The 2152-nt window shown below is 69.2% G+C and carries 2 protein-coding genes; both read right to left on the reverse strand.

Going from position 1 to position 2152, the window contains the following annotated elements; all coding sequences use genetic code 11:
* Window positions 1-198: 198 nt before the first annotated feature.
* Window positions 199-663, reverse strand: a complete 465-nt coding sequence (locus tag LQV45_RS27425) for a MarR family winged helix-turn-helix transcriptional regulator (RefSeq protein ID WP_374208308.1) — start codon at window positions 661-663, stop codon at window positions 199-201.
* 1 nt (window position 664) lies between these two features.
* Window positions 665-2152, reverse strand: a 1488-nt coding sequence (locus LQV45_RS27430; RefSeq protein WP_230009977.1) for an MFS transporter, incomplete at its 5' end; no start/stop codon positions are given.

Consider the following 2152-nt stretch of genomic DNA (forward strand, 5'->3'; position numbering starts at 1 on the left):
TGGTCTCGGGGAGGGGTGGGGGCGGTGTGTGGACGCCCGCCTCGGGACGCGTCGATCGGAATCTCATCGGGCGTTCCTCCTCGGGGGTGACGTCGACGGCGGCTCCGCCTCGACCCCCTCAGTCAACAGCGCCATTGTCTCGACGGTGTTACACCTCGATCACCGTGTCGCGTCACTGCGGAACGAGGGCCGACGCGCTCAGCGGCGGTCGGGGATCTCGCCGACGGCGAGGGCGTGCAGCATCGTCGACAGGTGGCCGATCTCGTCGACCGACCAGTCCGCGAGCGCCTCGTAGAGGCGGCCCTGGTGCGGTGCCCGCGCTTCGCTCAACCGCTCGTGCCCGAGGTCGGTGACGGTGATGAGGCGGGAGCGTCGATCGTTCGGGTCGGGGGTGCGGGCGACCAGTCCCATCTCCTCGAGTTCGCTGATGGCCCGGCTGAGGAATCCCTTGTCGGCGGCGAGGCGCTCGGCCAGGGCCGACAGCGTCATCGGGCCGAACCGGCTCACGACCGACAGGGCCTTGAACGTCGCGGGGAGCATCCCCGGGCTGACCCGTTCCGCCGCGTCGGCGACGAAGCGGCGGAACACGGTCATCAGCTCCGAGAACGACGATTCGAGAGCTTGCACGGCGGCCTGCCGCTCGGCGTCGTTTGCGGGAGTCACGTCACCCATCCTCCCCCATCGGAGCATCCGAACGCGCACGGCGGCGGGACGTGGCATCCACGGTCGTCACGGTTCCGGTGGTGGACAGGGTCGCCATGCCGGCCGGGACCGACACGGTGGCCAGGTCGGCTTCGCTCGCGGCGACGCGCTCGGCGGTCGTCATGCGGTTCAGCGGACGGTTGGGGAGGAACAGGATCGCGATGAGGCTCACGACCGCAACCGGCACCGCGATGAGGAACGCGTGGGCGATGGACTGCGCGTAGACGTCCTCGACGATCACCTGGACGGTCTCGGGAAGGCTCGACACCTGCGGGATCGTGCCCGACTGCAGGGCCTGGGCCACCGGGGCTCCGGCCGCGCCGAGACCGGCGAGGGCGGACTGCAGGTCGGCCGCGCGGTCGGTGAACAGCCCGGTAGCGGTGCTGGCGAGCACGGCGCCCATCACCGAGACGCCGATCGTGCCGCCGAGGCTGCGGAAGAACGTCACGCCGGAGCTGGCCGCACCCATCCGGGTCGGATCGGCGGTGTTCTGCACGATCAGTACGAGGTTCTGCATCGTCATGCCGACGCCGGCTCCGAGCAGGAACATGTACACCGAGACCAGGGCGAAGTTGGTGTCGTAGTGGATCGTCGACAGCAGGAACGTCCCCGCGATCAGGAGCACCCCGCCGACGATGAGGAACGGCTTCCAGTGTCCGAACCGCGTGATGAGCGCACCGACGATCACGGATGCCAGGAGGAGCCCCGCGATCATCGGGATCGTCATGACGCCCGCCTGGGTGGGCGTCGCACCGCGCGCCATCTGCATGTACTGGCTGAGGAACACCGACGTGCCGAACATGGCCAGTCCCGTGGCGATCGAGGCGATCGTGGCGAGGGTGAAGGTGGCATCCCGGAAGAGGGTGAGCGGGACGAGCGGCTCGGCGGAGCGCAACTCGACCACGATGAACAGGATCGTGGCGAGGACCGCGCCCCCGACCATCAGGAGGGTCTCGGTGCTGGCCCAGTCGAACGAGCGTCCGGCGTTGGTGACCCAGATCAGCAGCAGCGACACGGCGGTCGAGAGCAGGACGATGCCGAGGTAGTCGATCTTCACGGTGCGCTTGACGCGCGGGGGCAGGTGCAGGGTGCGCTGCTGGATGAACAGGGCGGCGACCGCGAAGGGGAGGGCGACGAAGAAGTTGAAGCGCCAGCCGAAGGCATCGGTGATGACGCCGCCGAGCAGCGGGCCGCCGACGGTGGCGACGGCCATGACGGCGCCGAACAGACCCATGTACCGGCCGCGTTCGCGCGGGCTGATGATGTCGGCCATGATCACCTGGCTGAGCGCGGCGAGACCACCGGCGCCCAGGCCCTGCACGGCGCGGAAGGCGATGAGCGTGTCGGTGTTCTGCGAGAAGCCGGCGGCGGCGGTCGCGAGCACGAACAGGACGATCGCGATATGGATCAGCAGTTTGCGGTTGAACAGGTCGGCGAGCTTGCCCCAGAT

Source organism: Microbacterium sp. Bi128, from assembly GCF_918698205.1.